Genomic DNA, 23978 nt, shown 5'->3' on the forward strand with positions numbered 1-23978 from the left:
AAAAGTTGGAGAAGCGTTAGCCAAGATGTAATTGATATGGGGAAGTATAGTATTTTCCTGATAAAAAAGAATTGCGTACAGGAAACTTTTGCGTTAAGATGAGTACAATAAGAAAAAGGGTAAAGGAAGAAGGCAATGGAAGGAAACGTTTTACTAGCATTAGGGCTGACCCTTTTTGCTGGACTTGCAACAGGTGTAGGCAGTTTAATAGCCTTTTTCACCTCAAGAACGAATACAAAGTTTTTATCACTAGCATTAGGCTTTTCAGCAGGGGTGATGATTTATGTATCACTTGTTGAAATCTTTGTAAAAGCAAAAGACGCGTTAACAAATGCATTAGGTACAACGAATGGCTATTGGATGACTATTCTTGGATTCTTTGGTGGTATGCTATTTATTGCATTAATCGATAAGTTTATTCCAAAGGCCACTAATCCGCATGAGGTAAAGCTTGTTGAGGATGTAAACGCGATTAAGCCACAGGTTAATGAAGAGCATTTAATGAAGATGGGCATTTTTACCGCCCTTGCTATTGCCATTCATAACTTTCCAGAGGGTATCGCAACATTTATGTCAGCGATTAATGATCCAAATGTAGGTATAGCCATTGCTATTGCAGTAGCTATTCATAATATTCCAGAGGGCATCGCTGTGTCTGTGCCAATTTTCTTTGCCACAGGTAATCGACGTAAAGCCTTTAAGCTATCATTTTTATCAGGATTAGCAGAGCCTGTTGGGGCATTAGTAGCGTTTTTAATTCTTATGCCATTTTTAACGGATGTTATGTTCGGCATTGTTTTTGCAGGTGTTGCAGGTATAATGGTCTTTATTTCATTAGATGAGTTATTGCCAGCAGCACAGCGATATGATGAAACACATTTATCGATGTATGGCTTAGTAGGTGGAATGGCGGTTATGGCCATTAGTCTAGTATTACTAGCATAATTGTACCTGCGCTGATGCTTTGTTTTCGATACAAAAAGAATTTGCTGAACCAAGATAAATAAGGAGGAAGTCATCTATTTAGAAGGTGGCTTCCTTTTTATGCTATCTAGGATGTAGTAATCATTTGGTAGGATGTCACAAGCTCTTGCGCAGCCCTAAAGGCATTTGATAGCTGTAATCTCTAGCTGAAACTATAATATTAGACTTTGCAGCAGCCATAGCCTTTTTTGAAGAACAATAAAGATTCATTAAAAAATCAATACCGCTCCTAACAATATAAAAAACGCCTACCATGATAGTAGGCGTTCAGCTTAGTTATTGACTTGCACGCCGTGTTCATCGGCTTTTGTAAGGATAATTCGATGTGCTGGAAATTTAGCTTTCATTGCTTGCACAAACTCATCAGCAATCGCAGTAGGAATAATGGAGATTAATGTTGGACCTGCTCCACTCAGTGCCGTTCCATAAGCACCATTTGCTTTTGCTGCTGTGCGAATTTCTGTATAGGCAGGAATCAGCTTTGCACGAAATGGCTCATGAAATAAGTCAGCCTCCATATACCGCCCAGCACGTTCAAAATCACGTGCCATTAAAGCCGCCGCTAACATATTTGCATTTGCGGAAGCATTTACAGCATAGGCACGGTCAAATTGCTCTGGTAATACAGAGCGAGCTTCACTTGTTTTAAGCTCAACATCTGGTATATATACAACAAAGGATGCATGGATATCATTTATATGGAATGTATCGACTATGCCATTTTCATCCATTGAAGAAATGGTTAAGCCACCTAAAACAGAGGCTGTTGCATTATCAGGATGTCCTTCAATCTGTGAGGATAGATTGAGCTTATCTTGAACGGTTAAGCCAAGCTCACATACTTGGTTTGCCAGCTCAATCCCTGCAACAATAGCGGCTGCACTACTTCCGAGCCCGCGTGCTAATGGAAGCTCACTTGCCATTTCAACACGACAAGCAGGTAGTTGCTTGCCATATTGCTCTGCAATTTTTTTAGCAATTACGTATAGTAAATGTTCTTCAAGCTCAAACTCTTTAGGACCATTGTTATCAAGATGAATAATCTCCCATGTATCTTGTAAAGAAACTGTAAGCTTTAAGTAAAGGGACAAGCCAAGTCCTATTGAATCGAAGCCAGGCCCTAAATTGGCTGTGCTTCCAGGAACTGAGATTTGCCACATATTACTCATAGTACACCCTCAATATACGCACGAATTTCTTGTTCATCATTTTGTAGGGATACAACTTCTACAGTAGATGTATTCATCGCTGTATCAGGGTCTTTTAGTCCGTTACCTGTGAAGACAGTTACTACTTTAGAGCCTTGTGGAATTTTGCCATTTTCCACAGATTTAATAACACCTGCTAATGAAGCGGCTGAACCTGGCTCAACAAAAACGCCTTCTGTATTGGCAATTAATTTATAGGCAGCTACAATTTCCTCATCTGTAACGGAATCAATAATACCACCAGACTCATCGCGAGCAGCCTCTGCAAGTTTCCAGCTAGCAGGGTTACCAATACGAATAGCTGTTGCCACTGTTTCAGGGTTTGCAATCGGCTCTCCTTTTACAATTGCAGCAGCACCTTCAGCTTCAAAGCCGTACATTTTTGGAAGACCACTAGCCTTTGCAGCATGGTACTCTTTAAAGCCTTTCCAGTATGCTGTAATATTTCCTGCATTACCGACAGGGATGCATAGATAATCAGGTGCTGAACCTAACGCATCAACAATTTCAAATGATGCTGTTTTTTGACCTTCAATGCGATATGGATTTACTGAGTTAACAAGAGCAACAGGTGTTGTTTCACTTACTTGACGCACAATATTTAAGGCATCATCAAAGTTGCCATCGATTTCAATAATTTTTGCACCATACATTGTTGCCTGTGCAAGCTTACCAAGAGCGACCTTTCCTTTAGGAATAACAACGATGGACTGGATACCAGCTCTTGTTGCATACGCAGCGGCAGCAGCAGAAGTATTTCCTGTAGAAGCGCAAATAACGCATTTACTGCCATCTTCAATTGCCTTTGCCACAGCAAATACCATACCTCTGTCTTTAAATGAGCCAGTTGGGTTTGCACCTTCAATTTTCCCATAAAGCTCAATACCTAATTTTTTAGATAAATTCACTAAATGTATAAGAGGCGTATTGCCTTCGTTTAACGTTAATGCGGGTGTATTTTCTGTTACAGGTAAAAATTGTTTATATTCTTCAATAAGGCCTTTCCACATAATAGTATGATCTCCTTTTGTTCTTATAGAAAGAACAGCTGTTTTTGTATAAAAGACATTTTAACGAAATAACCCTGTAATTTCAATAGCATTTCGCAAATTGTCGAAACAATTTGGTAATTTGAATTTTACTTGTCACTTTATTGAAACAACTGTATAGTAAACATATATTGTATAGTCAAGTGTAAAGACAGGTGGTTAGGATGACAACAAATACTATAGGAACAAATAAACCTCAACAAACTATTTCTAGAAATAAGCTGCTAGGTGTAGCAGGAATTGGCTGGCTTTTCGATGCAATGGATGTTGGCATATTATCCTTTGTGATTGCCGCATTGGCAGCTGATTGGGGGCTATCACCGAGCCAATCTGGTTGGATTGGTAGTGTTAATTCAATAGGGATGGCAGTAGGGGCGCTTGTATTTGGCGTTTTTGCTGATAAAGTAGGACGTAAGAAAATTTTTATGTGGACACTTGTGCTTTTTTCGGTAGCAAGTGGTTTATCTGCTTTAACAACAACGTTGGTAGCTTTTTTACTACTACGCTTTTTAGTAGGAATGGGGCTAGGGGGAGAATTGCCTGTTGCTTCAACATTAGTGTCTGAAAGTGTAGAGGCAAAAGAAAGAGGACGTGTAGTTGTTTTACTAGAAAGCTTCTGGGCGGCAGGCTGGCTAATTGCAGCATTGATTTCGTATTTTGTTATTCCGACATGGGGGTGGCGAGTAGCACTTATTTTAACAGCACTTCCAGCCTTCTATGCTATTTATCTTCGCTGGCATTTGCCTGATTCACCACAATTTACAGTAAAGGAAGAATCCAAAAAGCGAAGCATTAGTCAAAATATAAAAGAGGTATGGTCAAAGAAATATGCACGTTCGACATTAATGCTATGGCTCTTATGGTTTACAGTTGTATTTTCATATTATGGCATGTTTTTATGGCTACCAAGCGTAATGGTTGGGAAAGGCTTTGATATGATTACCAGCTTTAAATATGTCTTAATTATGACATTGGCTCAACTACCAGGCTATTTTACAGCAGCATGGTTTATTGAGAAGATTGGACGAAAGTTTGTGCTTGTGTCTTATCTAATTGGTACAGCAGTTAGTGCGGCTACATTTGGCAATGCAGAAACGCTTAGCGTGCTATTAATTTCAGGTATGTTTTTATCATTTTTTAACTTAGGTGCATGGGGTGCTCTTTATGCTTATACACCTGAGCAGTATCCAGCGGTTATTCGTGGAACAGGTGCAGGGATGGCAGCAGCAGTAGGGCGTATCGGAGGAATTTTTGGACCATTGTTAGTTGGCTTTTTATTAACAGCGGGCTATACAATTGGCTTTATCTTTGCTATTTTCTGTGTAGCAATTATTATTGGTGTAATAGGTGTAATTTTCTTAGGAAAAGAAACGAAGCAGCTAGAGCTAGAATGATCATATTATGATAAATGTCTTGGATAATAAATTATCCGAGGCATTTTTTTATCTTGGTTCATTATCAAAAGATGTAGTTGACTGGAGCGAGCAGCGCGAGTGAAGCAGAAGTCAACCACAAGTTATGGTGAAGCGTCAATTACTATACAAATAAGGTTGAAAATATATTACCGTATTAGCAAGTTGAAGCGCTAAAGATTTTTCAGAAAAGTCATTGTATTCAAATTGTAATCATGATACTGTATTTCTAATCGAATTTTGAGGCAGTAGGAAACAATCTCCTATTCGTGATAAGGTCATTGAAAGAAAGGTTGTTAGAAATGAGTATTCATGAAGATATAAAGAAAAGGTTTGTAAGGTTGTCAAAGGGGCAACGTAAAGTAGCGCAATTTGTAATGGATAATCCTACAACAGTTATTGCTAATGGTGCAGCAGAAGTAGGAAGGATGGCTAATGTCAGTGAGTCAACCGTTATTCGTTTTTGCTATGCGATGGATTTATCGGGCTATGTAGAGCTTCAGGAAGCAGTGAGAGGCTATGTTATGTCACAAAATGATGGCATACATTTACAGCCTACACAGACTACAAATAAGTTAAGTCAGTCTAGCTTTGGTAAAGTGATGCAATATGATAGTCACAACATTCAAGAAGCGATTCAACTGATTAATGATAAGCTTATTCAAAAAAGTTCAACATGGATGCATGAGGCAGACAATATTTATATTTTAGGCACTCGTCAAGCTGTTTCTATTGCAGATTGGCTGTCCTATACATTAAAAACGTTACGTCCCCATGTGAAGCAGCTACGTTCAAACTCTGAGGATATTTTGCAACAATTAAATAGCATGAGTGAGCGTACAACTTTAATTGTCTTTACTTTTGATAAACAGCTAAAAGATATTCAAGCAATTGTTGAAATTGCTAAGATGAAAAAGGTAAAAATTATTGCTATTACGGCTTCTGCATTTTCACCTATTCGAGAATATGCTAGCGCAGTATTTGCGCTTGGTACAAAAAATCATTCTTCACTAGATATTGCCCCTGTTTTAGTATCATTTTTGCATGCTCTAATAGAGGAAATGGTCAGTCAGGACAAGGCACAATATGAAAAATATCAACAATCTTATGAGCAAGTAGAGAGCAATGTATTATTCCTCGATGCTGCTAGAGAGAAGCAGGTTTTTTAAAACAGACAGCGCATAGATGCAGTGTGATAAACATGGCTCTGTGCGTTTTTTCATACAATCAATTAATTGTACCTGTCGTTAATGCATTCGGATTTTTTGTGTACTGAAAGCGAAGCGACAGCGGCGGGTACAGGCTATAGGCCCTCTCCACTGAACCAAGATAAAAAAAGATGCCCAAATATAATTTAGACATCTATCGAGGAAAAGTGAATTATATCATTTTACTTAAGCTATATTCATTAACATAGGTATAATCGTTTAATTTTATAGCATTTTGGCGAATGCCTTCTTGCTGAAAGCCTAGTTTACTAAAGAGATGTAAAGCTATTTTGTTATGCTCCATCACAGATAATTCTAGACGCGAAATATCATGCTGTTTCGCCCAATTCTCCACTGCTTTCATTAATGCAGAGCCAATCCCTTTTTGCTGATACTCTTGCTTAACAGCTAAACGAATAGAGGCTATATGTTTTACTTTTGATTGCTTATAGCCGTGTATTACAGCATAGCCTGCAAAAATACCATTTAAGACACAAAGTAATATTGTACGGTTTTTTAGTTGTTTCCAATAGGCTAAATTTTTACGTAGCTGTTGCACTGTTAAATCTGATTCATTTGGTGCATTATACATGAAGTCAGTTTGCTGAAAAATTTCTTCTTGTAAATGAATAAACGATCTAGCATCAGATGCCTCAATCCCTCGAATTATGTATGCAGATGGTTTTTCTTCATTGTTAGAAGTATCATTTTCAGAAGACTTCATTTGTGTACGTGAGAACGTTACACTAGTACCAAGTTTCACTTCAATGACATAGTAGCCTGCATTTGTCCATGACAAATAGTGTGAAAGAGGGGGCTTTGTTTTTTTCCACCAGCTCTTATTCAGGTAGGCAGCATTGGGTAATGATTGACCCATGATGTTTTCTAATTCATTAAAGGATAGAGTGATTTCTTGTTGTGAAGCAACTTCAAAATAATTTGCCAAAGGAATATACTTTTTTTCCATCTTCTTTATCATCGTAATCCCCATTTCCTGTGTATCTAAAAATATAGACTACCTGATGATAGCATAAAATTATGCTTACTTAAATACGAAACCCCAACTAAATATCTATATATGCTAATTTATCTTAAAAAAAGGTGCATTTTTATTATTAAATGTTAAAAATAGGATGGTAAAATTAGGGGAAATCATCTGCACAAAATAATATTCAAATAAGTTATAATGTATATATCTTATTAGAGAACTAAGGTATGTGAGAGTATGAAATTATACTTGTATATGAATCAACATAAAGTATGTAGTGGGAGATGGTGATTTTAAATAAAGTTTAACTTTCTCACTTGCTAGTTCTTAAGATATGATAAAATAAAATACAAATGTAAGTGTCACTTTAGGAGGAATTGATTCAATGAGCAAAGTTTTAGTTTTTGGGCATAAAAATCCAGATACAGACACAATCACATCTGCTATTGTCTATGCCTATTTTAAACAGCAAATAGGTCAAGAAGCTGAGGCAGTACGTCTTGGAGATGTAAATAATGAAACACAATTTGCACTAGATAAATTTGGCTTTGAAGCACCTCGCTTTATTGCATCTGTAGCAGGGGAAGCGGATAAGGTTATACTTGTTGACCATAATGAATTCCAACAATCCGCTGATGGAATTGAAGAGGTGCAAATTACAGAGGTAATCGATCACCATCGTATTGCTAACTTCCAAACAGCTGATCCGCTATACTACCGTGCAGAACCAGTAGGCTGTACAGCTACAATATTAAATAAAATTTTTAAAGAACATAATATTGAAATCCCAGCGAATATTGCAGGTTTAATGTTATCTGCAATTGTTTCAGATACATTGCTTTTCAAATCACCAACTTGCACAGAGCAGGATGTAAAAGCTGGTGAAGAGTTGGCGGAAATTGCTGGTGTGGATGCTGCTGAATATGGTTTAGCAATGCTAAAGGCAGGCGCTGACCTATCAGATAAAGCTTTAGAAGATTTATTATCATTAGATGCAAAAGAGTTCCAGTTTGGAGAGTACAAAGCAGTTGTGGCACAAGTTAATGCAGTGGACATTAATGATGTACTTAATCGCCAAGAGGAGCTAGAGGCACTATTAAATAAAAATGCCGCTGACAATGGCTTAGATTTATTCTTCTTTGTTGTAACAGATATTTTAAACAACGATTCTACAGCAATTGCTATTGGGCAAGCAGCAGAAGCAGCAGCAAAAGGCTTTGGTGCTGAGCTTATCCAAAACCGTGTTGTATTACCAGGCGTTGTATCCCGTAAAAAGCAGATTGTACCAGTATTAACAGAAGCATTAAAATAACATGGGAGAGGTTGTCTATACGGCAACCTCTTTTTTAATCCAGCTTTAACGGTTGGACAGCAGGACCTTCAAGTACCTCACCTTTTGCATTAAAGCGTGAACCATGACATGGGCAATCCCATGTTTCATCAGCCTTATTCCATTTTGTTTTACAGCCTAAATGCGTACAGGTTGGGGCAGTGGCATGCTTCATATAGCCAGCGATATATTCCTTCGCAACAAAGCCTCCTACCTTTAGCATCTGCATAAATTGAGCACCAAACTTTGTGCGTGATGGTGAGTAAAGAGCGATAGCACCATCCTCACTTCTTGCACCAGTGATTAACGAGGACAAAATATCACCAGCCACAAAGGAATTAGAAATGCCCCATTTTCGATAGCCAGTAGCAATTAGCACATTCGGCAAGGAATTTGTAATTCTCCCCACATATGGCACAATATCAGGTGTTTCAATATCCTGAGCAGACCAACGATAAAGCGGCTGTTGCTCAAAATGTTCTGCTATTTCGCTGGCAATTGCTTCATAATATGGCTCTGTATGAACGGTTTCTCCCGCAATATGATTGGCTCCTCCTAATACTAAATAATGCTCATCGTTAATGGTAGCTGTTCGGATGGAGCGAGCAGGAAAGTCAACGGATAAATATTGCCCCTGCATTGTTTCAGAAATTTTACTTGCCACCATATAGGAGCGACTATTTGATAGCTTAAAAAGTTGCAGCCCTTTAAATGCTTCAATTGGATAATGCGAGCACAAAATAAGCTTATTGTATTGAACCGACATATTTTTTTCGGTATGTAAGTTATTTTGTGATATGTTTAATTGCTGAACACGGGTATTTGTATAAAGTCTTGCTCCTTGTGATTGGGCAGCCTTTGCCAAGAAATTACTAACCTCTACAGGGTTGATTTGAGCCTGCTGTGACATGCTTAATGCTTTTGTTACAGGGAAAGGCAGCTCTGTATCAGAGGTAATGGCTGATTTAATATTTAATACCTTATAAGCATTCCACTCTTTTAATAATTGCGCATAGCCTTCCTTTTTTTGGCAGTATAGCAATGAGTCTACTTGTCGTACATGCTCTTGTGGAAGCAAATGTTTAACCTTATCAATTGCTTGTTGGTTAAGTTGATAATAAAGCCTTGCCTCGTCTACAGATAGCTGTTCTAAAAGGTTTGCATAAATAAGGCTATGCTGTGCTGTTAATTTTCCTGTTGAATGACCAGTTGTACCGTGGCCAACATGTGTATTTGCTTCAAGTAAGACTACATCAACACCTGCTTTTGCTAAAGTATAAGCTGTGTATAGCCCTGTTAACCCCCCGCCAATAATACAAACATCACAAGTAATAGATGAAGTTAGTGACGATAGCGAAACAGATTCAGACGTTGCCAGCCAAAGAGATTGCGTCATAGATAACCCTCACATTGTTTTTTAACCTCAGTATGTAGATTCGCTTGAAAATTTATGCAATGAAGCATAAAAATTGCCTTGGGATTTGCTCTGCCGCTACAATGTAGCAAAGGGAGTGAGTCATAAATGAAAATTGAGATTTGGTCTGACTATGTATGTCCATTTTGTTATATTGGTAAAAAACAGCTAGAAAAGGCGATTCAGGATACAGGCTATGGTGGGCAGGTGGAGCTTATTTATAAAAGTTATCAGCTTGATCCAACAACACCAGTAGATTCAAATGTTACTGTTTATGAATCATTGGCGAAAAAGTATGGCATGTCCTTAGAAAAAGCACAGGAAATGACAGAAGGTGTAACAGCTCGTGCCAAAGAGGTAGGCTTAAACTACGATTTTAGCCATTTGATGGAAGAGAATACACTAAAAGCACATCGACTTGTAAAATGGGCTGAACAACAGGGAGATGTTACAGCGCTTGTGGAAGCACTTTTACACGGTCATTTTATCGAAGGAAAGCGTATTGGACAGGACGAGGTATTACTAGCCATTGCTGAACAGGTGGGTCTACAGCGTGAGGAAGTAGCAAAGATTCTTGAAGCAGATACGTTTAAAGATGAAGTAGAGGCGGATATTCAAGAAGGTCTACAGCTCGGTGTTCGTGGGGTGCCATTCTTTGTGTTAAACCGCAAATACGGTATTTCAGGTGCACAGCCACAGAAGGCATTTGAGGACACTTTACGTAAAGTAGCCGAGGAAGAGGGCTTGCAACCAAAGCTAAAGATGGCTGGCTCAACGGATACAGGTGTTTGCACAGATGATAGCTGTAAATTTTAAGAGGGTTTAACCCTTTTTAAAGATAAGCGAAAAAATCCTAACATAATATTTCAGTCAAAAGTCTGAGGTAGGTAGCGTTGACATTTGGCGTGAAATTTTTTAAGATAAAAGCATATCTTGAATTCGAGATATTGAATTATGAAATTTAAGGGAGAATTTATATAATGAACGTTTTAGTAGTAAAAGCTAACAACCGTCCAGACGGTATTTCAACAAAAATGTATGATACATTTATGGAAAATGTGCAAGGTGTGAATGTTACAACTTTTGATGTATTTGCAGAAGATATGCCTTATTTTGGGCAAGACCTTTTCAATGCATTTGGTAAGGTGCAAAATGGTGGAGAGCTAACAGATGTTGAATCACGTCTATTAGCTGCTAAGCAAAAGGCAATGGATGCTTTAACTGCAGCTGACTTAGTAGTATTTGCTTTCCCACTGTGGAACTTAACAATTCCAGCACCATTACAAACATTTATTGACTATGTATATCAAGCTGGCTTCACATTCAAATATGATGAAAATGGTCAACTGGTTAGTTTAATGACTGACAAGAAGGCAATTATTCTAAATGCTCGTGGTGGTTATTATTCATTACCAGAAGCACAACCAATGGAAATGTCAGTAAACTACATTAAAAATGTTGTAGGTGGTATCTTCGGTATGGAAATTATCGAAGAGGTAATTATTGAAGGTCACAATGCTTCACCTGATCAAGCCCAAGAAATTATTGCAAATGGACTAGAAGAAGTGAAAAAAGTGGCGCAATCTCTACAAACTGTTAACGCATAAAAAATATTTTTTAACAAAAGTCCTCTCACTTTAGAGAGGATTTTTTTTATGTTATAAACAGAGGTATGGTGAGGTATAAAGATCAGACATATTGATATTTGTTCATTATGTGGAATTTACATTTACTAACATCATACTGAATGGAAAGTTAAGAGGATGATAATAATCTATTATTTTATGCAAATGTAAATTGCCATTCTTTTAAAAATACATATAATTAGGACTATTTGTTCAGCAAAAACTAGAAGTTGTTTAATATAATAGGATTTGTAGGAAAACATTAGATGAATAAGGAGGTTGTTGCATGAATAAGAAATTAATAACTAAATTCTTAGCGGTGCTACTAGTTTTATTTGCATTTCTGCCATTTGGATTATCTGCCAATGCACAAGCTGATAATGTAACACGCGGAGATTATGTAAAAGAATTAGTAGAAAGCTTAGATGTAGAGCTTGGTGACGGTTCTTCTATTGCCTTTACCGATGTTTCTAAAAATTTAGCGCCTTATGTAGAAAAAGCAGTCCAATTAAAGCTAATTAAGGGTAAAACAGCAACGACATTTGGTCCAAATGACAAATTAACACGTCAGCAGGCATTTGTAATCTCTGCTCGTGGACTAGTTAGTGAAAATGCACCTCTTTCAGTATTAGATCAATTTAAAGATGCAGATCAAATTGCTAAAGTGCATAAACAAGATTTAGCGAACGCTGTTGCAGCAAATATTCTTCAAGCCTTTGAGGATCGTACAATTCGTCCTCGTGACTATGTGACAGCAGAGCAAATGACAAGCATTATTGAACGCTTTGTAGCAGAATATAAAGCGCCTTCAACTGCAGTAGCTGTAGACCTTCAAATTTTAGGAACAACAGATATTCATACAAATTTAGCTAACTACAATTACTATTTAGATGCAGAATCATCTGAATTAGGCTTAGCAAATACAGCGACATTAATTGAACAAGCACGTACTAAAAATCCAAATACATTACTATTTGATAATGGGGATTTAATTCAAGGAACGCCACTAGGCTCTTATAAAGCATTAGAAAGTGTTTTAAAACCGGGCGAAATTCATCCAGCTATTGCAGCATTGAATAAGCTAAAATATGATGCTGGTACTTTAGGAAATCATGAATTCAATTATGGCTTAGACTTTTTAGATGAAGTATTAAATGATGCAGAATATCCAGTAGTAAATGCTAATACGTACGATGCCAAAACAAAAGAGCCTATGTTTACACCGTATATTATTCTTGATAGAGAAGTAGTAGATAATGCAGGAAATAAGCATACAATTAAAGTTGGTGTAACAGGCATTGTCCCAACGAAAATTACTGAATGGGATGCCATTCATTTAGCTGGAAAGGTTGATATGCAGGAGCCTGTTGAAGCAGTTAAAGAAGTAGTACCAGAAATGCAGGAGGCTGGAGCAGACATTATTGTTGTTCTTTCACATTCAGGCATTGGGGAAGATACGTATGTGGCGGGTGCTGAAAATGTTGGTTACCAAATCGCTGAAATTGAAGGTATTGATGCTTTAATTACAGGACATTCTCATTTAACATTCCCAGGTGATTATAAAGACTTGAAAAATGTAGACCAAGAAAAAGGGACAATTAATGGGGTTCCTACTGTAATGGCAGGTAGCTATGGCAGCCATCTTGGTGTTATTGATTTAAAATTAGAACAACAAGGTTCAGAATGGGTTGTAGTAGATGGAAAAGGTTCCCTACAGTCAATTCAACAAGAGGGTCTTCAGCCATCTAAAACCGTATTAGATGCCGTGAAAGAAGCACATGAAGGAACTTTAGCGTATATTCGTCAACCTGTTGGGGAAACAACTGCACCAATCCATAGCTACTTCTCAATGGTACAGGACGATCCTTCTATTCAAATTGTCACACAAGCACAGAAATGGTTTATTGAGCAAGAGTTAAAAGGTACTGCCGATGAAAATACGCCGCTTCTTTCAGCAGGTGCACCATTCAAAGCAGGCTCACGTAATAACCCACGTGACTATACAAATATTCCTGTGGGACCACTTGCTATTAAAAATATGGCAGACATTTATCATTACGACAATACTGTTGCAACAATTAAAGTGACAGGTGCGCAAGCAGTTGAATGGTTAGAAATGGCTGCTGGTATCTTTACAACAATTGATCCTAATAAAGCAGAAGAGCAAAATATTATTGATCCAGAAGCACGCTCTTATAATTTTGATGTGTTAGATGGTCTAACTTATCAAATTGATGTAACATCACCAGCAAAATATGATCGCGGTGGCAATCTTATAAATGAAAATGCAAACCGTATTAAAAATGTACAATATAATGGTAAACCAATTGATGTAAACCAAGAATTTATCATTATTACAAACAACTATCGTGTTGGTGGCTCTTATGGCGCAACATTTAAAAATGCTGACGGTTCAAATGTAACAAGCTATGCTTACGAAAATCGCCAAGCTGTTGTTGACTATATTATGGCAACAAAAACAATTAATCCTGCTGCGGATAATAACTGGTCATTTGTACCATTCCCAGCCAATACAAAGGTTGTATATCTATCTGCGAAAGATGCACAAAAAGTAATTCCAACAGATAGCAATATTGAATATTTAGAAGACACAGAAGCTGGCTTTGCTAAATATTTAATTAAATAATGTAAGCAATATGCTAAGCCCCTCTTTTCATGAATTTTCTTAAAAGAGGGGCTTTTGAATAAAAGTCTAATAAAATGAGCCTTCAATGATAAACAGTTGTTTATGTTAAATAATAGGTTAATGAATATGTCCATTATCGTAAAATATTCTCCATCCATAAATAAATTTTAGTTTATGGATGGAGAGTATTTTGTTTTTTTTACTGTTTAACTTATAACGGGTTTAACTCAAGGTCTACAACCACATCTATATCTTCGCTAATTAATACCCCGCCTGTTTCTAGAGGTGTGTTGTACACTAAATTAAATTCTCGTCGATTAATTTTTGTTTTTGCTTGGAAGCCATATACTTCTTGTGCCCATGGGCTAATGCCATTACCTGTATATGTTGCTGTAAAGACAATTGGCCTTGTTACGCTTTTAATTGTTAAATCTCCATGAATGGCAAAATTGTGCTCATCTAGTTTTTCGATGTATGTAGAGGTAAATACTATTTTTGGATAAACATCTGCATCAAAAAAGTCAGGCGATACGAGATGAACATCACGGTCAAGATTTTTGGTGGAAACGCTTGCCACTGCGATTGTAATAGTGATAGTGGCATCTTGCATTTGTTCAATATCAGTTGCCACGATTTCTGCGCTATACGATTCAAACGTACCATGTATTCGTGAAACCATCATATGACGTACAGAGAAGCTAATAGTGGAATGGCTATAATCAATCGCATATTTCTTCATTAGAAAACCCCCTAAACAGCATTCTACAACGAATAATAAATTAAAAAAATTATATATTCAATGAAATTTTAGAAAATAACATGATGACTTAGAAATAAAAGCATATATAAGGATAAATAGTGCATATGTTAGAAAAGAGCTGACATTAATAGTCATTGATTGATCTGTATTTAAGTTACTTTTAGTAAATAAATATACAAAAGTATATAAGTGATGATATATACATAAGTTACTGTAAATTTACATTTGTTATAATAATCGCTACAATAGGTTACATAGAGGTGAAAACAATGGATGAAACAACTTTATGTCCTCGTTTAGCAAAAGCAATGGATCTAATTGGAAAACGTTGGACTGGATTAATATTATATCAGCTGCTGGATGGTCCACAGCGCTTTAATGAAATAGAATCTGCACTACCAATAAGCGGACGCCTTTTATCAGAACGACTAAAAGAGCTTGAAAAGGAAGGGATAGTTGAACGAAAAGTCTATACAGAGGTTCCTGTACGCGTTGAATATTCCTTAACAGATAAAGGGCAAGCATTAGAGGGAGCTATTCGAAATATTGAAACATGGGCAACTAACTGGCTCTAATGTAAACCGATTGTGTTAGAATAGCATTTGGTAGAACTGTCTGTTTTCTTTATAGTATATATCGTTTCTACATAGAGCGATATAAGGGATAAAAAATACCCTTCATTTTACTTGTCAAAATCGGGTTCTAAATCCATACTAGTGTAGAGTAAGAAGGACGTTAGAAAGGAATTAGCTCTTATGACAAAAGAACAATGGGTTAAGGATTTAGCGAAGAGTATTAATCCTGCCAATATTAAGCTAGATGAATCATTACGACAATATACAATGACAAAATTAGGCGGCAAAGCAGATGTATTTGTGCTTCCTGAAACAGAGGAAGAAGCAGCATCCGTTATTCGTTATGCCTATATAAATAATATTCCTTTATTAATGCTAGGTAATGGGTCTAATTTGGTTGTGCGTGACGGTGGTCATCGAGGAATTGTTGTAACATTCTCACGCTTAAATGAAGTTCGTATTAATGGCGTGCACGTTTATGCACAAAGTGGTGCACTGATTAAAGAGGTATCAAAGCTTGCGGCACAGGCTTCTTTAACAGGCTTTGAGTTTGCATGTGGTATACCTGGCTCAATCGGTGGAGCAATGGCTATGAATGCAGGCGCTTATGGTGGTGAAATTAAAGATATTATTGTTTCATCTAAGGTGTTAACAAAAGAAGGCGAAATTTTAATATTATCCAAAGAAGAGCTTGAACTTGGCTATCGACAAAGTATAATCGCAAAAAAGGGCTACTATGTGTTGTCCTCTGAATTTCAGCTAGCACCAGGTATACAGGAGGAAATCGATGCGAAGATTGCTGATTTAACATTCCAGCGAGAGTCCAAGCAACCATTAGAATATCCTTCTGCAGGCAGTGTATTTAAACGCCCACCAGGCCATTTTGCAGGAAAGCTTATTCAAGATAGCGGTCTGCAAGGTAAGGGTGTAGGTGGAGCAGAGGTTTCTACAAAGCATGCAGGCTTTATTGTGAATAAAGGAAATGCAACCGCTTCTGACTATATTGCAACAATCCAAATGGTTCAACGTGTTGTGAAGGAGAAATTTGGAATTGAATTAGAAACAGAAGTGAAAATTGTTGGTGATGATCTATAGCAAAACGCTCTTCGCGATTGTCGAAGAGCGTTTTTTTAAGGAGTGGAAAGAAAGTGAAATTCATATCTTGGAATGTAAATGGGATACGAGCCTGTATAGGTAAAGGTTTTTTAGAGTTTTTTCATCATATAGATGCGGACTTTTTTTGTGTACAGGAAATTAAATGTCAGGCTGGGCAAGTAGAGCTTGCACTTGATGGCTACCAGCAATATTGGAATTATGCACAGAAAAAGGGCTATTCAGGAACTGCTATATTTACGAAGCATACGCCATTATCTGTTAGCTATGGTGTTGGAGATGAAGATTCTCAGGATGAGGGCAGAATTATTACATTAGAGTATAACGATTTTTATTTAGTAAATGTTTATACACCTAATGCACAGCGTGACTTAGCAAGATTACCGCTGCGTTTAGAGTGGGAGGACCGCTTGGCACTGTATTTAAGAGAGCTTGATAGCAAGAAGCCTGTTATTTACTGTGGCGATTTAAACGTGGCGCATACGGAAATTGATTTAAAAAATGCTAAGTCAAATATCGGCAATTCAGGATTTACATACGAGGAGCGTGCGAAAATGTCTGAGCTGCTGGCACATGGCTTTGTGGACTCCTTCCGCTATAAGCATCCTGATGAAACAGACCATTATACATGGTGGTCTTATATGAATAAAGTACGTGAGCGTAATATTGGCTGGCGTATTGATTATTTTATTGTGTCTGAGCGATTAAAGGCACAAATTGCTGCAGCGACAATCCATCCGCATATTATGGGCAGCGATCATTGTCCGATTGAATTACAGCTTGGAGAACTCGCTCAATCCAATCAATTATAAAAGCACTATTAAAGGCTATCATTTCATGTATTGATGAAGTGATGGCTTTTTTGTCGTTATATATTTTAAATATGAAGTTATATGATATCTATCCCTAACATTCAAAGATTCATTTGAATATGATAAGGTAATATGTTACATTGAATACAATCAAATGAGTATTTGAATGAGGTGAGCGGATGACAAAGGAAATATGTGAAACAATGCAGATAAATGAAGCGGCAGTTACAAGAGTACAGCAACAAATGCCAGATTTATCGGGTGTTGCTAAATTTTTAAAAGCATTATCAGATGCAACAAGGTTGAAAATTGCCTATGCTTTAACATTAGAAGATGAGCTATGTGTCTGCGATATTGCTGCTGTTATTGGTTCATCAGTTGCAACAGCTTCACATCATTTACGTTATTTAAAGGACAATCATTTAGCGAAATCACGCCGTAAAGGAAAGCAAATGTATTACTCCTTGGCGGATGAGCATGTATATCAAATTGTAACAATTGCCTATGAACATGCGAAAGAGGGGATTGTGAATGACAGTAACGCCGATTAAACAAGAATACAGACTACAAAATTTATCCTGTGCTAGCTGTGCAGCAAAATTCGAAAAAAATGTTAAAGCTTCTCCAAAGGTAGAGGATGCAAAAGTTAACTTTGGAGCTTCTAAAATAACCATTATTGGTACAATTAGTGTAGATGAAATTGAAGAAGCTGGAGCTTTCGATGGCATCAAAGTTACTCAATTAGCCAACAGAACATTAGAACCAGCTACACCGTTCTATCGTAAAAAGGAAAATATTTTAGCAAGCCTTTCTTTATTATTTGTTATTTTAGGGTATATATTCGCTGCCCAACAAGGAGAGGCATATCCACTGCCAGTAGGAATGTTTATTATTGCTATTCTTGTAGGTGGTATAGGTATTTTTAAAGTAGGCTTCCGTAATTTAGTCCGTTTTGAATTTGATATGAAAACATTGATGACTATTGCGATTATTGGCGCTGCGATTATTGGGGAATGGGAAGAAGCGGCAGTTGTTGTATTTTTATTTGCCGTTAGTGAGGCACTTGAAGCCTACTCAATGGATAAAGCACGACAATCTATTCGTGGATTAATGGATATCGCTCCACCAACAGCTATTATTAAAAGAGCACATGGTGAGCATTTTCATGAGCTTGAGCTACCAACAGAGGATATTAAGATTGGTGATATTTTAATTGTTAAGCCAGGGCAAAAAATTGCGATGGATGGTATTGTTATTAGCGGTATTTCAGCGGTTAATCAAGCAGCGATTACAGGTGAATCAATTCCAGTTAATAAAACCGTAAATGATGAAGTATTTGCAGGTACATTAAATGAGGAAGGTGCACTTGAAGTACGTGTGACAAAACGTGTGGAGGATACAACGATTGCCAAAATTATCCATCTTGTAGAAGAAGCACAGGCAGAAAAGGCTCCTTCACAGCAATTTGTAGATCGTTTTGCTAAATATTATACACCAGCTATTATGATTGTCGCTTTGCTAGTAGCTGTTATTCCACCTCTGTTTGTGGGGGATTGGCAACATTGGATTTATCAAGGCTTAGCTGTGTTAGTAGTAGGATGTCCTTGTGCGCTTGTTGTTTCTACACCTGTAGCTATTGTAACGGCGATTGGTAATGCGGCAAGGCAAGGTGTGTTGATTAAAGGCGGTATTTATTTAGAGCAGTTAGGGCATATCGAGGCAATAGCTTTTGATAAAACAGGCACATTAACAAAAGGTCAGCCTGCTGTAACAGATATTTTAACAATGGACAATTGGTCAGAGGACTATGTATTACAGCTAGTGGCAGCAGTGGAAAAGCAGTCCCAGCATCCTTTAGCGAAAGCTATTTTAACCTTATTGCATAATAAAAACCTACCAGAGCTTGTGTCGAGTGATTTTCAATCAGTAACAGGTAAGGGAGCCTATGCGACTGTTAATCATCACATTGTTTATGTAGGAAGTATAAAGTGGGCTGCTACACTAACAACTATCGATAAAAATATCGAAAAGCAAGTTCAGCAGCTACAAAAGCAAGGAAAAACTGTAGTGGCAGCTGTTTGCCAAAGCGAGCTAATTGGACTGATCGGCATTGCAGACCAAGTACGTGATGAGAGTAAAAGCGTATTACAAAAATTAAAAGCCTTAAAAGTAAAACATATGGTGATGCTAACAGGTGATGCAGAGCCAACTGCACAAGCGATTGCTAAGTCTTTAGCGATAACAGATATGCGTGCTAGTTTATTACCCGAAGAAAAATTAATGGCAATAAAGGATTTACGTACACAGTTTGGTGCAGTAGCAATGGTTGGGGATGGTGTGAATGATGCACCAGCACTCGCTACAGCAAATGTTGGTATTGCTATGGGTGGTGCAGGAACAGATGCAGCTCTTGAAACGGCAGATATTGCTTTAATGGGTGATGATTTAACAAAGCTACCATACACAATTGGCTTAAGCAGAAAAACATTACGCATTATTAAAGAAAATATTATATTTGCCCTAGCATTAAAATTAATTGCCCTATTGCTTGTAATTCCAGGATGGTTAACCTTATGGATAGCTATTTTTGCAGATATGGGTGCTACGCTCTTAGTTGTGTTTAATTCATTACGACTAATTAAAGCAAAAATGTAGTAAGAAAAGTGTGATTTTGTAACAATATGCAGGAATTTCATCCTACTTTGACACTATAAATTTTATACGGATAGATGCTACTAGTGATTCTTGAAAAAGAGCTTTCGACACGCTATTATAGTTTCAGGAGTAATGTAACAATGAAATATAAATGAGGCGAAAGTTTGAATATGTCAGATCCTATTTTAGTAAATGTTACAGAGGAAATTGTGCGTGGTTTAGTAAGCTTTCTACTACGAGGACCGGAATATCAAACATTTTGTAAGTGCAAAGCTTGTGAACTTGACACGGTGGCACTTACATTAAATGCATTGCCAAGTAAGTATGTTACATCTATGGAAGCTAGAGATGAGGCATTTAAAGAAATGAATACTCCTGAAAATATTGAACGTATCAACAAAGAGATTATTCATGCATTACATGTGGTAAATAAGCATCCTCGACACAAAATCGAGCCTACTTCTTAAGGGAAGAGGCTCTTTTTTAGTGGTACAAGAAGTGTTTTTCTAGCATATGTATTTTCAGTTAACTTTTAAGCCAAGCTTGTAGTAAACTAGAGAGTAAGAAAAGGAAAGAGAGGGAAAAGGATATGCCAACACCTAGTATGGAGGACCATATTGAACAAATCTATTTATTAATTGCCAACAAAGGCTATGCGCGAGTGTCTGACATTGCTGAAGCATTATCTGTTCTTCCTTCTTCTGTTACAAAAATGGTTCAAAAATTAGATAAAGATGGTTATTTAGTTTATGAAAAATACCGTGGGCTGACATTGACATCTAAAGGAGAAAAGCTTGGAAAACGTCTTGTGCAGCGTCATGAATTGCTCGAGCAGTTTTTACGAATGATTGGTGTAGACGAAGAACGTATTTATGATGATGTTGAAGGAATTGAACATCATTTAAGTTGGAATTCAATCGATCGTATTGCAGATCTTGTGCAAGTAATGGAAGAAAATCCAGACATCGTGAAAAAATTAGAGGCATCTAAGACACAGCACAATCTTTAAGAATTTTTTAACGTGATGGTGTAAAGGAAAGGAAGACAATATGAGTGTATTAAAATCAGGTGAAGTTGTGACATTAACAGTATTAGAGCAACAAGCATCAAAATGGATTTTAACAAATGGAGTGGAGGAGCTCCCATTAAATGCTTCAGAGGTAACAGAGCCATTAGCAGTAGGTGATCGCCTTGAAGTATTTTTATTTGTAGATCGTCGTGGTGATTTAGCGGCTACTACAGCGATACCAGCTTTTACGCAAGGGGAATATGGCTGGGCACGTGTATTAAAAGTAGTTGAGCGTGAAGGAGCCTTTGTGGATATTGGCACATCTCGCGAAGTATTAGTAAAGGCAGAGGATTTACCAGCATTACAAGAACTCTGGCCAGTGCCAGGCGACCATTTATTTATGACATTGCGTACAGATCGCAATGGTGATTTATTTGGACGTCTAGCAACGGAAGAAAAGGTTTCAGAGCTATATGAGGGTGCATTTGAAGATATGCATAATCAAAATATTTTAGCACGCCCTTATCGTCTATTGCCAGTTGGCTCATTTTTACTAGGTGTAGATATTCCTTACCGTATTTTTGTGCATGAATCAGAACGCAAGGCTGAACCAAGACTTGGACAAGATATAATGGTGCGTATTATCGATGTAAAAGAAGATGGGTCAATGAATGGTTCTCTTTTACCACGTAAGCATGAGCGTCTTTCAGATGATGCACAGCAAATTTTGAATTATCTTCAAGATGTTGGTGGTAGAATGCCGTTTGGCGATAAATCTTCGCCTGAGGAAATTCAAGAAATGTTTAATATGAGTAAAGGTGCATTTAAGCGTGCATTAGGTACATTGATGAAGGCTGGTAAGGTGAAGCAACAAGATGGCTGGACAGAAGAATTATAGTGAAAGCTGAAGCCCTGATAAGCGTGTATCAAGGAAAAAAAGACGAGAGATATCCTTTTGAAACCTTCTCGTCTTTTTTTCGTACTAATAATTATAATAGCCTATATGTTGCTTCAGTGATGCTCTGTGCGGCAGCTTTACCCCAAATAGTAAAAGGGTTTTGAAGACAGGGCATAATGAATAAGCTTTTCATGAAAGGGGTCACATAATTTGAAAAAGACATGGATTAAAATACTAACAGCCACAATGTTGGTATTGGGAGTGATGGCACCAGCAACAGGTTTTGCGGCGGATAATACACCTCCAAAAGCTATTGATGAAAAATTAGGCGTACCCATTGTAGTATATGGTGCAAATTTATCTGAGGCTGAAAAAGAGTCAGTCAAAAAATCATTAAAAGTAAGCGAAGAGCCTGAAATTGAAGAAATTGTTGTATCAGGAGAGGATTTAGTAAAATACATTAAAGACAGTAACGCAAGCTCTCGTATGTATTCCTCTGCTAAAATTACACGTAGAGATGCAGGAGAGGGTCTAGTCATAGAGATTGTTACACCATCCAATATTACACAAGTAACGTCAGAAATGTATGCAAATGCGATGTTAACAGCGGGGATTCAAGATGCAACTGTACAGGTAGCTGCACCAAAGGCTGTGACAGGGCATTCAGCATTAGTAGGGATTTATAAGGCTTATGAGGTAACAACAGGTGAAACACTTGATATTGAGCGTACAGATGTGGCAAATGAGGAGCTATCAGTAGCAACATCTATTGCACAATCAGCAGGGGTAGACGATGCTAAAGTTGCAGAGCTACTAACAGAAATTAAAAAACAAATTGCTGAGTTAAAGCCAGCTACACGTGAAGATGTAGAAAAAATCGTGCAGGAGCAATTAAATAAGCTTGAAATTAATTTAAGTGAAAAAGATCGTCAATTACTTGTTGATTTAATGGATAAAATTAGTAAGCTTGATATTGACTTTAGTAAATGGTCGGATCAATTAAACGATATTAGTAACACGATTCAAGAAAAATTTGGCGCGCTGATGGAAGATGAAGGCTTCTGGGCAAGTGTGAAAAATTTCTTTGCTAATTTAAAAGATACCGTTTCCTCATGGTTTAAATAATATCTTGTAAATTTGCCATATTTACTTGTAATACTAGAGTAGAGTGGCAGATTTTTTTGCTCAATCATAATCACAAATTTTGTGAAAATATAAAAGGCTATGGTACTATGGATAAAAGGAGTGGTGAGAAATGGAATTTCAATTACAGCAATTAGCGGAAAATGAATTTGCTTTTTTGAATGTGCAAGAAGGAGAAAAGTTAGCAGAAATTACTTGGCAGCAAAATGGACAAGTGATGGTCATGGATCACACATATGTATCCGATAAGCTACGAGGCCAAGGAGTGGCTAAGCAATTGCTTGACCGTGCTGCTGATTATGCACGTGAGAATGGTTATAAAATGGAGGCTGTTTGCTCTTATGTAGTGGCAGCATTTGAAAAATCAGACGCATATAATGATGTAAAACAATAAAACAAAGGCAATCTGCTTAACGACAAAGCGGATTGCCTTTTTTAATGTGTAGTGCAATTCATTTGAGCAGCTCCTTACAGTAGAGTAATACTATAAATGAGTAATGTTAAAATACCAGCACCGCCAATTAATGAAGCCATATCTACCCAATCATAAGCTAAATCAAATTTCTTCATCATCATCACATCCTAATTTAGTATTAATCTATTTATTCCCCACTTTTTAAGCTTTTAAACATAAATAATTTAAAAATTCAGAAAAAATATAAAAACTTTATTTTAAATAAGGTGAACAAGCGGAATCTTTCAAACATATATTTATATATGCCTAAGAGTATGAAAAAAGAATGTTTAGCCTACAAAAAATAGGGAAAACCTATATTACATAGCTAGTTTCTATATTTTTAGGAGGTAATTAATGATGGCAAAACGTACAGGAACAGGTGTTGTGATTGCAGGTTTAGTAGGCTTAGCAGCATCTTATTTAAGTAAAAAGGAAAATCGTGATAAAGCATTAACAATGTTGAATGGTATGAAATCAAAAGTAGAATCGTATCTTGCAACTAGCCCTAATATGGATGAAAAAGTTGTAGAGCGAGTAGCAGCAGAAGTAGCAACGGAGGCTGGTACTTCCCCAACTAAAATTGCATCAAATGAAATGGTAGCTGAGGGTGGAGGACACACAGGCGTTCATTTCTATAATGAAGAAATTCAGGAAAAGGAAAAATAATTTAAAGAACCTTCTCACGAAAAGC

General features: G+C 37.1%; 23 protein-coding genes. 18 read left to right on the forward strand and 5 right to left on the reverse strand.

The annotated features are described in order from the left end of the window. The first annotated feature begins 135 nt into the window (after positions 1 to 135). A complete protein-coding gene (zupT, locus tag ACIQVU_RS15455) occupies positions 136 to 945 on the forward strand; it encodes a zinc transporter ZupT (protein WP_340807965.1) in 810 nt (269 codons plus the stop codon). Positions 946 to 1256: 311 nt separating this feature from the next. Here zupT and thrB read toward each other — a convergent pair whose 3' ends face one another. Together thrB and thrC are read right to left on the reverse strand one after the other, a co-directional pair. After that, positions 1257 to 2153 (reverse strand): homoserine kinase, encoded by an 897-nt coding sequence (thrB, locus tag ACIQVU_RS15460; RefSeq protein ID WP_340807964.1) that lies wholly within the window; start codon positions 2151 to 2153, stop codon positions 1257 to 1259. After that, positions 2150 to 3202 carry a threonine synthase gene (gene thrC, locus ACIQVU_RS15465; RefSeq protein ID WP_402896234.1) on the reverse strand — a complete coding sequence of 351 codons (1053 nt, stop codon included), beginning with the start codon at positions 3200 to 3202 and terminating at the stop codon, positions 2150 to 2152. The genes thrB and thrC overlap by 4 nt, the downstream gene beginning before the upstream one ends. A gap of 203 nt (positions 3203 to 3405) precedes the next feature. On the opposite strand from thrC, the gene ACIQVU_RS15470 reads away from it, so the two are divergent. Both ACIQVU_RS15470 and ACIQVU_RS15475 read left to right on the forward strand, forming a co-directional pair. After that, on the forward strand, positions 3406 to 4635 hold the full coding sequence (locus ACIQVU_RS15470) for an MFS transporter (RefSeq protein ID WP_340807960.1): 1230 nt from the start codon (positions 3406 to 3408) through the stop codon (positions 4633 to 4635). Positions 4636 to 4955: 320 nt separating this feature from the next. Then, positions 4956 to 5822 (forward strand): MurR/RpiR family transcriptional regulator, encoded by an 867-nt coding sequence (locus ACIQVU_RS15475; protein WP_340807958.1) that lies wholly within the window; start codon positions 4956 to 4958, stop codon positions 5820 to 5822. A 211-nt stretch (positions 5823 to 6033) separates the two neighbouring features. On the opposite strand, the gene ACIQVU_RS15480 is transcribed toward ACIQVU_RS15475, so the two are convergent. Further along, positions 6034 to 6840, reverse strand: coding sequence for a GNAT family N-acetyltransferase (locus ACIQVU_RS15480; RefSeq protein WP_402896237.1), 807 nt, complete (start codon positions 6838 to 6840; stop codon positions 6034 to 6036). A 394-nt stretch (positions 6841 to 7234) separates the two neighbouring features. On the opposite strand from ACIQVU_RS15480, the gene ACIQVU_RS15485 reads away from it, so the two are divergent. Continuing rightward, positions 7235 to 8161: a manganese-dependent inorganic pyrophosphatase gene (locus ACIQVU_RS15485; protein WP_340807956.1), complete on the forward strand. Its 927-nt coding sequence runs from the start codon at positions 7235 to 7237 to the stop codon at positions 8159 to 8161. A gap of 34 nt (positions 8162 to 8195) precedes the next feature. On the opposite strand, the gene ACIQVU_RS15490 is transcribed toward ACIQVU_RS15485, so the two are convergent. Continuing rightward, complete coding sequence (locus tag ACIQVU_RS15490) at positions 8196 to 9575, reverse strand: FAD-dependent oxidoreductase (protein WP_402896239.1); 1380 nt, start codon at positions 9573 to 9575, stop codon at positions 8196 to 8198. 126 nt (positions 9576 to 9701) lie between these two features. Between ACIQVU_RS15490 and ACIQVU_RS15495 the strand changes: the two genes are divergently transcribed. The 3 genes from ACIQVU_RS15495 (at position 9702) to ACIQVU_RS15505 (ending at position 13865) form a co-directional block, all read left to right on the forward strand. Next, positions 9702 to 10409, forward strand: coding sequence for a DsbA family oxidoreductase (locus ACIQVU_RS15495; protein ID WP_340807952.1), 708 nt, complete (start codon positions 9702 to 9704; stop codon positions 10407 to 10409). A gap of 164 nt (positions 10410 to 10573) precedes the next feature. Beyond that, the gene (locus tag ACIQVU_RS15500) at positions 10574 to 11200 is read left to right on the forward strand and encodes an FMN-dependent NADH-azoreductase (protein ID WP_340807951.1); all 627 of its coding nucleotides are present in this window, start codon (positions 10574 to 10576) and stop codon (positions 11198 to 11200) included. A 304-nt stretch (positions 11201 to 11504) separates the two neighbouring features. Then, positions 11505 to 13865, forward strand: coding sequence for a bifunctional 2',3'-cyclic-nucleotide 2'-phosphodiesterase/3'-nucleotidase (locus tag ACIQVU_RS15505; RefSeq protein WP_340807949.1), 2361 nt, complete (start codon positions 11505 to 11507; stop codon positions 13863 to 13865). A gap of 211 nt (positions 13866 to 14076) precedes the next feature. On the opposite strand, the gene ACIQVU_RS15510 is transcribed toward ACIQVU_RS15505, so the two are convergent. Next, on the reverse strand, positions 14077 to 14604 hold the full coding sequence (locus ACIQVU_RS15510) for a YceI family protein (protein ID WP_340807947.1): 528 nt from the start codon (positions 14602 to 14604) through the stop codon (positions 14077 to 14079). A 290-nt stretch (positions 14605 to 14894) separates the two neighbouring features. Here ACIQVU_RS15510 and ACIQVU_RS15515 point away from each other — a divergent pair, with 290 nt between their 5' ends. The 11 genes from ACIQVU_RS15515 to ACIQVU_RS15565 all read left to right on the forward strand — a co-directional run bounded on the left by ACIQVU_RS15515 (position 14895) and on the right by ACIQVU_RS15565 (position 23953). Beyond that, positions 14895 to 15200 (forward strand): winged helix-turn-helix transcriptional regulator, encoded by a 306-nt coding sequence (locus ACIQVU_RS15515; protein ID WP_340807946.1) that lies wholly within the window; start codon positions 14895 to 14897, stop codon positions 15198 to 15200. A 180-nt stretch (positions 15201 to 15380) separates the two neighbouring features. After that, on the forward strand, positions 15381 to 16295 hold the full coding sequence (gene murB, locus ACIQVU_RS15520; protein ID WP_340807944.1) for a UDP-N-acetylmuramate dehydrogenase: 915 nt from the start codon (positions 15381 to 15383) through the stop codon (positions 16293 to 16295). Between the two features lie 53 nt (positions 16296 to 16348). After that, positions 16349 to 17125: an exodeoxyribonuclease III gene (locus ACIQVU_RS15525; RefSeq protein ID WP_340807942.1), complete on the forward strand. Its 777-nt coding sequence runs from the start codon at positions 16349 to 16351 to the stop codon at positions 17123 to 17125. A gap of 179 nt (positions 17126 to 17304) precedes the next feature. After that, positions 17305 to 17676 (forward strand): ArsR/SmtB family transcription factor, encoded by a 372-nt coding sequence (locus ACIQVU_RS15530; RefSeq protein WP_340807940.1) that lies wholly within the window; start codon positions 17305 to 17307, stop codon positions 17674 to 17676. Continuing rightward, positions 17657 to 19780: a heavy metal translocating P-type ATPase gene (locus ACIQVU_RS15535; protein WP_340807939.1), complete on the forward strand. Its 2124-nt coding sequence runs from the start codon at positions 17657 to 17659 to the stop codon at positions 19778 to 19780. The genes ACIQVU_RS15530 and ACIQVU_RS15535 overlap by 20 nt, the downstream gene beginning before the upstream one ends. Positions 19781 to 19950: 170 nt before the next feature. After that, positions 19951 to 20247: a late competence development ComFB family protein gene (locus ACIQVU_RS15540; RefSeq protein WP_402896264.1), complete on the forward strand. Its 297-nt coding sequence runs from the start codon at positions 19951 to 19953 to the stop codon at positions 20245 to 20247. 122 nt (positions 20248 to 20369) lie between these two features. Next, the gene (gene mntR, locus ACIQVU_RS15545) at positions 20370 to 20789 is read left to right on the forward strand and encodes a transcriptional regulator MntR (protein WP_053996941.1); all 420 of its coding nucleotides are present in this window, start codon (positions 20370 to 20372) and stop codon (positions 20787 to 20789) included. Positions 20790 to 20829: 40 nt separating this feature from the next. Then, entirely contained in the window at positions 20830 to 21687 is an 858-nt protein-coding gene (locus tag ACIQVU_RS15550) for a CvfB family protein (protein WP_340807936.1), read from the forward strand. 210 nt (positions 21688 to 21897) lie between these two features. Then, complete coding sequence (locus tag ACIQVU_RS15555; RefSeq protein WP_340807935.1) at positions 21898 to 22812, forward strand: DUF1002 domain-containing protein; 915 nt, start codon at positions 21898 to 21900, stop codon at positions 22810 to 22812. A 130-nt stretch (positions 22813 to 22942) separates the two neighbouring features. Then, positions 22943 to 23224 (forward strand): GNAT family N-acetyltransferase, encoded by a 282-nt coding sequence (locus ACIQVU_RS15560; RefSeq protein WP_340807933.1) that lies wholly within the window; start codon positions 22943 to 22945, stop codon positions 23222 to 23224. A 417-nt stretch (positions 23225 to 23641) separates the two neighbouring features. Beyond that, positions 23642 to 23953, forward strand: coding sequence for a hypothetical protein (locus ACIQVU_RS15565; protein WP_340807932.1), 312 nt, complete (start codon positions 23642 to 23644; stop codon positions 23951 to 23953). Positions 23954 to 23978: the final 25 nt, after the last annotated feature.

The sequence above is a fragment of the Lysinibacillus sp. NPDC098008 genome (assembly GCF_044760715.1).
Lineage (GTDB): Bacteria > Bacillota > Bacilli > Bacillales_A > Planococcaceae > Lysinibacillus.

Coding starts and splice junctions, on each gene's coding strand:
- ACIQVU_RS15565 (WP_340807932.1), top strand. CDS start 23,642: ATGATGGCAAAACGTACAGGAACAGGTGTTGTGATTGCAGGTTTAGTA.
- ACIQVU_RS15540 (WP_402896264.1), top strand. CDS start 19,951: ATGTCAGATCCTATTTTAGTAAATGTTACAGAGGAAATTGTGCGTGGT.
- thrB (WP_340807964.1), bottom strand. CDS start 2,153: ATGAGTAATATGTGGCAAATCTCAGTTCCTGGAAGCACAGCCAATTTA.
- ACIQVU_RS15485 (WP_340807956.1), top strand. CDS start 7,235: ATGAGCAAAGTTTTAGTTTTTGGGCATAAAAATCCAGATACAGACACA.
- ACIQVU_RS15470 (WP_340807960.1), top strand. CDS start 3,406: ATGACAACAAATACTATAGGAACAAATAAACCTCAACAAACTATTTCT.
- mntR (WP_053996941.1), top strand. CDS start 20,370: ATGCCAACACCTAGTATGGAGGACCATATTGAACAAATCTATTTATTA.
- ACIQVU_RS15505 (WP_340807949.1), top strand. CDS start 11,505: ATGAATAAGAAATTAATAACTAAATTCTTAGCGGTGCTACTAGTTTTA.
- ACIQVU_RS15510 (WP_340807947.1), bottom strand. CDS start 14,604: ATGAAGAAATATGCGATTGATTATAGCCATTCCACTATTAGCTTCTCT.
- ACIQVU_RS15515 (WP_340807946.1), top strand. CDS start 14,895: ATGGATGAAACAACTTTATGTCCTCGTTTAGCAAAAGCAATGGATCTA.
- ACIQVU_RS15475 (WP_340807958.1), top strand. CDS start 4,956: ATGAGTATTCATGAAGATATAAAGAAAAGGTTTGTAAGGTTGTCAAAG.
- ACIQVU_RS15535 (WP_340807939.1), top strand. CDS start 17,657: ATGACAGTAACGCCGATTAAACAAGAATACAGACTACAAAATTTATCC.
- ACIQVU_RS15490 (WP_402896239.1), bottom strand. CDS start 9,575: ATGACGCAATCTCTTTGGCTGGCAACGTCTGAATCTGTTTCGCTATCG.
- thrC (WP_402896234.1), bottom strand. CDS start 3,202: ATGTGGAAAGGCCTTATTGAAGAATATAAACAATTTTTACCTGTAACA.
- ACIQVU_RS15560 (WP_340807933.1), top strand. CDS start 22,943: ATGGAATTTCAATTACAGCAATTAGCGGAAAATGAATTTGCTTTTTTG.
- ACIQVU_RS15530 (WP_340807940.1), top strand. CDS start 17,305: ATGACAAAGGAAATATGTGAAACAATGCAGATAAATGAAGCGGCAGTT.
- ACIQVU_RS15480 (WP_402896237.1), bottom strand. CDS start 6,840: ATGATAAAGAAGATGGAAAAAAAGTATATTCCTTTGGCAAATTATTTT.
- murB (WP_340807944.1), top strand. CDS start 15,381: ATGACAAAAGAACAATGGGTTAAGGATTTAGCGAAGAGTATTAATCCT.
- ACIQVU_RS15550 (WP_340807936.1), top strand. CDS start 20,830: ATGAGTGTATTAAAATCAGGTGAAGTTGTGACATTAACAGTATTAGAG.
- zupT (WP_340807965.1), top strand. CDS start 136: ATGGAAGGAAACGTTTTACTAGCATTAGGGCTGACCCTTTTTGCTGGA.
- ACIQVU_RS15495 (WP_340807952.1), top strand. CDS start 9,702: ATGAAAATTGAGATTTGGTCTGACTATGTATGTCCATTTTGTTATATT.
- ACIQVU_RS15500 (WP_340807951.1), top strand. CDS start 10,574: ATGAACGTTTTAGTAGTAAAAGCTAACAACCGTCCAGACGGTATTTCA.